The sequence below is a fragment of the Streptomyces sp. 13-12-16 genome, from assembly GCF_002114215.1.
GTDB lineage: Bacteria > Actinomycetota > Actinomycetes > Streptomycetales > Streptomycetaceae > Streptomyces.
The window spans coordinates 1-6,888 of record NZ_NCTE01000647.1; the positions used below are offsets into that span (position 1 = coordinate 1).

Below are 6,888 nucleotides of genomic sequence, written 5' to 3' on the forward strand. Positions count from 1 at the left end.
CGACCGGCCGCATCCGGCCCGCACCCGGCCGACGGCCCCGGCCGAGCCACGCGAGTGGACCTGCGCTGGCCGGACGGCCTCCCCGACGGCGGCCGCCACGGCTTCACCCCCGCGCACCGGGACCGCCTCGAACACGCGCTCCCCGACATGGCCGCCCGCCTCGCGGAGGCACTCCCCGACGACACGCGCCGCGTCCTCGTCCTCGGCTTCGAGGAGCTGATGTACACCCCGCTGCGCCTGGCGGACGAGCTGGAGCGGACCGTCCGCGCCGACGTGCGCTTCTCCACCACCACCCGCTCGCCCGTCCTCGCCGTCGACGACCCCGGCTACGCGATACGCACCCGCCTGGTCTTCCCCGCCCACGACGACCCCGCCGACGGCCCCGGCGAGCGCTACGCCTACAACGTCGCCGGCGGCGGCTTCGACACCGTCGTCGCCGTCGTCGACTCGGCCGCCGACACCCCCGCACTGCACGCGCCCGACGGCCTGCTCGCCCGGCTCGCCGCGCACACCCCGCAGGTCCTCCTCGCGGTCGTACCGTCCTACGTGCCCGCACCCCGGGACGTCCCCGAGGACACCCGACCGGACGCCCCCGAAAGGCCCGCCACCATGCTGCCCGAGCCCCTCAGAGGCCCCGCCTTCTCCTCGTACGCGCCCGAGGAGGTCGGCTGGCTGCTCCAGGACCTCTCGGACGTGACGCTGGAGGCGCCGACCGAGGAGCGCGAGGAGGCCATCCAGAGCGGCGGCGCCCACTACGCGGAGTCGCTGCCCGTGGAGTACCAGCCGAGCGAGCAGTATCAGGAACTGTTCCACGCGGCCCTGAACGAGTCGGCGGCCCGCCTGGCCCACGCGGTGGGCGTGGTCACCGAGACCGTGCTCGCCGAACTCCCCCACTCTCGGCTTCGCTCGGGCGGGGGGACACCCACCCCCCGCCCGGTGCTCGTCTCCCTGGCCCGCGCGGGCACCCCCGTGGGCATCCTGATGCGCCGCTGGGCGCAGTACCGCCACCATCTCGACCTCCCCCACTACGCTGTTTCGATCGTCCGCGGCCGGGGCATCGACGCCAACGCGCTGCGCTGGCTGGCCACCCACCACGACCCCCGGGACGTGGTCTTCGTCGACGGCTGGACCGGCAAGGGCGCCATCACCCGTGAACTCGCCCAGGCGATCGAGGAGTTCGAGAAGACCGAGGGTGTCACCGGCTTCGACCCGGAGATCGCGGTCCTGGCCGACCCCGGCTCCTGCGTCCGCACCTACGGCACCCGCGAGGACTATCTGATCCCCTCCGCCTGCCTCAACTCCACGGTGTCCGGCCTGATCTCACGCACCGTGCTCCGCGCCGACCTGGTCGGCCCGCACGACTTCCACGGCGCCAAGTTCTACCGCGAACTCGCCGGCGCGGACCTTTCGGTGGCCTTCCTGGACGCCGTCTCCGCCCGCTTCCCGGAAGTCACCGACGCCGCCTGCGCCCAGGCCAAGGAACTCCTCTCCGCCGATCGCACCCCCACCTGGGAGGGCTGGGCGGCGGTCGAACGCATCAGCGAGGAGTACGGCATCCACGACGTGAACCTCGTCAAGCCCGGCGTCGGCGAGACCACCCGGGTGCTGCTGCGCCGGGTGCCCTGGAAGGTGCTCGCCCGGGCCGGAGCCGGCAGCGACCTCGACCATGTACGCCTCCTCGCTCAACAGCGGGGCGTCCCCGTCGAAGAGGTCGACGGACTCCCCTACACCTGCGTCGGACTGATCCACCCCCGCTACACCCGTGGCGCCACCGGCGCCGACGGCAAGGCGGTGACCCGCTGATGCCCGTCGTCGTCGCCAGCGACCTCGACCGCACGCTCATCTACTCCGCCGCCGCCCTCGCCCTGACCATGCCGGACGCACGGGCACCCCGGCTGCTGTGCGTGGAGGTCCACGAGAGCAAGCCCCTGTCCTATATGACGGAGACGGCGGCCCAGCTCCTCACCGACCTCGGCGACGAGGCCGTGTTCGTCCCCACGACGACCCGTACCCGCAAGCAGTACCAGCGCATCAACCTCCCCGGCCCGCCGCCGACCTACGCGATCTGCGCCAACGGCGGACACCTCCTCGTCGACGGTGTGTCCGACCAGGACTGGCACTCCCGGGTGCTCGCCCGGCTGGCCGACGAGTGCGCCCCGCTGTCCGAGGTCCAGGAACACCTGCTGCGGACCGCCGACCCGGTCTGGGTGCGCAAGCACCGGGTCGCCGAGGACCTCTTCGCCTACCTCGTCGTCGAGCGGGAACTGCTGCGCGAGGAGTGGGTGAAGGAACTCGGGGAGTGGGCGGAGAACCGCGGCTGGACCGTGTCCCTCCAGGGCCGCAAGATCTACGCCGTGCCGGGGCCCCTCACCAAGAGCGCGGCCATGCACGAGGTCGCCCGCCGCACCGGAGCCGATCTCACCCTCGCCGCCGGCGACTCCCTCCTCGACGCCGACCTGCTCCTCGCCGCCGACCGGGGCTGGCGCCCCGGCCACGGCGAACTCGCCGAAGCCGACTGGACCGCCCCCGCGATCAGGGCCCTCCCCGAGCGGGGCGTCCTGGCCGGTGAGCGCATCCTGCGCGAGTTCCTGCAGACGGTGCGCTCACCCAGGTGAGACCGTGCGGCCGAGAGGCCGTGCGGCCGGGGCGTCAGCGGTGGCGTCGCAGGCTCATCGTGTCGGCGGAGTCGTACCCGTGAGCGGGCGCGCCCCCGTCGGCGCGCTCGGCACCGGCGGCCGGGTACGACGGGCGTATGTGATCCGTGCCCGCTCGCCCGTCCCGCCGCCGGCGGCCGTCGCCCGAGCGCAGCAGCCGCAGGACCACGAACGCCACCAGGGCCAGCGCGGCCACGCCGAGGACCACCTTCGAGTACGCCGACACGATGGTCGACACCTGCTCCCAGTTGTCCCCCAGCGCGTACCCCGCGAGCACGAACGCGGTGTTCCAGATCGCGCTGCCCAGTGTGGTCAGGCCGAGGAACAGCGGCAGCCGCATGCGCTCCACGCCGGCCGGCACCGATATGAAACTGCGGAAGAGCGGAATCATCCGGCCGAAGAACACCGCCTTCGGCCCGTGCCGCAGGAACCAGGCCTCCGTCCTCTCGATGTCCGCGACCTTCACCAACGGCAGCCGCTCCGCTATCGCCACCGTCCGGTCCCGGCCGAGCAGCGCGCCCACCCCGTACAGCGCGAGCGCGCCGACCACCGAGCCGGCGGTCGTCCACAGCAGCACGGCGAGCAGCCCCATCCGCCCACTGCTCGCGGCGAATCCCGCCAGCGGCAGGATCACCTCACTGGGGATGGGAGGAAAGAGGTTCTCCAGCGCGATGGCGAGGCCGGCCCCAGGGGCGCCCAGGGCGTCCATGAGGTCGTTGACCCACTGCGGTCCGGCACTTCCGTCCGCGGCCGCTGTGATCATGTGCGCTGCGATGGCTGTCATGCCTCCCACGCTAGAAAACCGGAGCTGAAGGAACGCTGAGGAAAACCGCACGACTCGCTGCGGTACTCCACAGCCGCAATTGCGGTTTTCCGCAGTGTGTACCCGCACCGCGCACGGCTAGCCTCACGATCATGCGAGACATGGTGCGGCGCGTGACGCGGTGCGCGGTGGGGCTGATCTGGGGCGCCGCCGCGGCCGTCGTCGAGCTGCTCTACACCGTCCTGGCCGGCCTGCTCCTCCTGCTCGTCGTGGCCTGGCCGCGCGGCCGCCGCGCCGTGCTCCGCCCGGTCCTCGCGGGCGCGCGAGGACTGACGGAACTGAACCGCACCCGACTGCGGACATGGCTGGGAGCACACACCTCACCCGCGTACGAGGACACTCAGACCCTGGCGTACCTGGCCTGCCGCTGGACGCTGGGTGTCCTGGGCGCGGTGGTGATGCTCTCGGTGGCGATCGGCCTCGGGTACGGCACGTCGTGGCTGTACCTCTGGCTGCTGGTCGACGAGATACGCACCCCCGGAGCGGTCACCCTCACCTCCCTCGGAGGTCTCTTCCTGCTCTTCCTCGCCGTCCAGGGGATAGTCGGCGTGGCCGAACTGGAGGGGAAGCTGGCCCGACGCCTGCTGGGCCCCCGCCACCAGGACGCGCTGGAGCGGCGCATCGCCGAACTGTCCGCGAGCCGCGCGGCCGTGGTCGACGCGGTGAACGACGAGCGGCGGCGCATCGAGCGGGACCTGCACGACGGAGTGCAACAGCGGCTGGTCGCGCTCGGCATGCTGCTCGGCCGCGCCCTGCGCAGCGAGGACCCGGCCCGCACGGACCGGCTGCTGCGCCAGGCCCACGGGGAGAGCCGGAACGTCCTGGACGACCTGCGCGAGGTGGCGTGGCGGATCTACCCCACCACGCTGGACGAGGCAGGGCTGCGGGCGGCGCTGGAGACGGTCGCCGAGCGGGCCTCCGTCCCGGTACGGGTGGAGTACGGGCTCACCGGGGAGCCCGAGCGGGCGGTGGGGACGGTCGTCTACTTCGTCGTCTGCGAGGCCGTCACCAACGCGGTGAAGCACGCGACACCGACCCGGATAGTGGTCGAGGTCGGATCGAAGGAAGGAGCGTTGTACGTGAGTGTCGAGGACGACGGCAAGGGCGGCGCGAACGCGACGGGCAGCGGACTGTTCGGCCTGGCCCGGCGGGTTGCCGCACTCGACGGTCGTCTGGAGGTGCGCAGTCCGCCGGGCGGACCGACCCTGGTGACCGCGGAGCTGCCATGCGTCTGATCCTGGCCGAGGACTCCACCCTGCTCAGAGAGGGTCTGGTGCGGCTGCTGGCGGAGGAGGGCCACCAGGTGCTGGCCGCGGTCGGCAACGCGGAACTGCTGCTGCGGGCGGTCGCCGAGGACCCGCCGGACGTGGTGGTCGCCGATGTGCGGATGCCGCCCACGCACACCGACGAAGGACTGCGCGCGGCCCTGGAGATCCGCCGGCGCTGGCCGTCCGTGGGGGTGCTGGTGCTCTCGCAGTACGTGGAGAAGCGGTACGCGACCGAGCTGCTGACGGGTGAGTCGGAAGGAGTCGGCTATCTGCTCAAGGACCGTGTCGTCCAGGTCGACGAGTTCCTGGACGCCCTGGAGCGGGTGGCACAGGGACGCGCCGCCTTCGACCCGGAGGTCGTACGGCAGCTGCTCGGCCGCACGACCCACACCGACCCGCTCGCCCGCCTCACCGCACGGGAGCGGGCGGTGTTGGCCGAGATGGCGCAGGGGCACACCAACGCCGCCATCGCGCGGCGGCTGCACATCTCGCAGAGCGCGGTGGAGAAGCACACCAACGCGATCTTCGACAAGCTCGGACTGACAGGAGGCGAGGGCTATTCACGCAGGGTGCTCGCGGTGCTGCGGTACCTCGGCAGCTGACGTGCGGCTGACGACCGGTGCCGTGACCCTCGGTGGGGGTCAGCCGCAGCAGCCGCCACCGCAGCAGCCGCCGCCACCACCGCCACCGCCCGCGCGGGGAGCCGGGGCCGCGGCGGTACCGGCCACCGCGACCGTGGAGAGGAGCTTGACCGTGTCGTCGTGACCCGCCGGGCAGGCCGCGGGCGCGGAGGACTCCGCCATGGGGCGGCTCAGTTCGAAGGTGTCGCCGCAGGTCCGGCAGCGGTACTCGTAGCGAGGCATGGGCACAGGTTAACCGGCTCGGCCGGCCCTGTGACGGTCAGTGGACGGCGCCGCCGCGTTCCTCCCGGATCCGGGCCACCACACGGCTCACCGTGGCCCGTACCTCCTCCGTCTCCGTCAGGAAGTGCCAGTAGTCGGGATGGCGGCCCTCCAGTCCGGCGACGGCCCGCTCCAGACGGGCCACGGAGTCGTCCAGGGGGCGGGCGTGGCGCGGGTCGGGGGTGTTGCGGCCGGCCATGGCCAGACGCTGGGCGTCCCGGATGGCGAACCGGGTGCGTTCGATCTCCTGTCCGGGGTCCTTCTGTACCGCGTTCAGCCGCCGCAGCCGGTCACCGGCGGCCGACACCGCCTCGTCGGTCGTGTTCAGCAGCGCCCGCGCGGTCGACAGCAGAGCGGTCGCGTCCGCCCAGCGCTGCTCCTCGCGGGCCGCCCGGGCCTCGGCGAGTCTCGCTTCCGCCCGGCCCACGTTCTCCGAGGCGACGTCGGGGACGTGTTGCAGGTCCTGCCAGCAGGCGGCGGTGAAGCGTCGGCGCAGTTCGCTGAGGACCGGTTCGACCTGTTCGGAGCGGGTGGTGAGGGCCTGGGCGCGGGTGCGCAGGGAGACCAGCCGGTGGTCGATCTCGGCGGCCCGTTCCGGCAGCCGGTCGGCTTCGACGCGGACCGCCTCGGCCTCACGCGTGACCCGCTCGGCCCGCTCCAGGGTCCCCGGCACGCCGTGCTGCCCCGCGCCCTGGTTCAGCTTGGTCAGTTCCGGGGAGAGCGCGGCGAGCCGGGCGGCGAGATCGTCGGCCCTCAGACCCGATCCGCGTGCGGTGTCGAGGGCGTTCGAGGCGGCGAGCAGCGCCTGCCGGGCGCGTTCGACGGCGGGCGCGAGCCGGGCCAGCTGGGTCTCGGCCTTGCCGAGGAGGGGGGCGAGCCCTTCGGTGAACCGGTCCAGCTCCTGCTTGACCCGGCCGAGTTCGTCCTTGGCGGCGGTCAGCCGGTCGCGGGCCTGGGAGGCGGCCGAGGCCTCCAGGTCGTCGTGGTCCAGGTCATGGGCGTCGACGGCGCTGATGTACCGGTGGCTGGCCTCGTCGATGCGCCGGCCCAGCGCCTCGAAGTCGGCGACGGCGCGGCGGGCGGCGGGGGAGTCGTCGACCGCGGTGATCGTCTCGATGGAGATCCGCAGGTCGCGCTGGGCGGTGTCGAGTTCGTAGAAGGCGGCGGCCGCCGCGTCCTTGGCGGCCTGTGCCTCGGCCCGCTGGTTCTCGGCCCGCCCGCCGAACCAGCGCCGCGTCCCG

The 6,888-nt window shown here is 73.1% G+C and carries 7 protein-coding genes; 4 read left to right on the plus strand and 3 right to left on the minus strand.

Going from position 1 to position 6,888, the window contains the following annotated elements:
- Both B7767_RS24935 and B7767_RS24940 read left to right on the plus strand, forming a co-directional pair.
- A partial coding sequence (locus tag B7767_RS24935) for a cysteine protease StiP domain-containing protein (protein ID WP_107486306.1) occupies positions 1-1,803 on the plus strand: 1,803 nt, incomplete at its 5' end.
- Positions 1,803-2,615, plus strand: a complete 813-nt coding sequence (locus B7767_RS24940) for an HAD family hydrolase (RefSeq protein WP_085574162.1) — start codon at positions 1,803-1,805, stop codon at positions 2,613-2,615. The genes B7767_RS24935 and B7767_RS24940, both read left to right, overlap by 1 nt.
- Positions 2,616-2,649: 34 nt before the next feature.
- Here B7767_RS24940 and B7767_RS24945 read toward each other — a convergent pair whose 3' ends face one another.
- The gene (locus B7767_RS24945) at positions 2,650-3,438 is read right to left on the minus strand and encodes a DedA family protein (RefSeq protein ID WP_085574163.1); all 789 of its coding nucleotides are present in this window, start codon (positions 3,436-3,438) and stop codon (positions 2,650-2,652) included.
- A 131-nt stretch (positions 3,439-3,569) separates the two neighbouring features.
- Here B7767_RS24945 and B7767_RS24950 point away from each other — a divergent pair, with 131 nt between their 5' ends.
- Positions 3,570-4,712, plus strand: coding sequence for a sensor histidine kinase (locus B7767_RS24950; RefSeq protein WP_085574164.1), 1,143 nt, complete (start codon positions 3,570-3,572; stop codon positions 4,710-4,712).
- Positions 4,703-5,347, plus strand: a complete 645-nt coding sequence (locus tag B7767_RS24955; RefSeq protein WP_030859493.1) for a response regulator transcription factor — start codon at positions 4,703-4,705, stop codon at positions 5,345-5,347. The genes B7767_RS24950 and B7767_RS24955 overlap by 10 nt, the downstream gene beginning before the upstream one ends.
- A 39-nt stretch (positions 5,348-5,386) precedes the next feature.
- Here the strand turns inward: B7767_RS24955 and B7767_RS24960 are convergent, their stop codons facing one another.
- Both B7767_RS24960 and B7767_RS24965 read right to left on the minus strand, forming a co-directional pair.
- A complete protein-coding gene (locus B7767_RS24960) occupies positions 5,387-5,608 on the minus strand; it encodes a zinc ribbon domain-containing protein (protein ID WP_085574165.1) in 222 nt (73 codons plus the stop codon).
- A 37-nt stretch (positions 5,609-5,645) separates the two neighbouring features.
- Positions 5,646-6,888 (minus strand): hypothetical protein (locus B7767_RS24965; protein ID WP_085574166.1); only part of this gene is annotated, 1,243 nt, incomplete at its 5' end.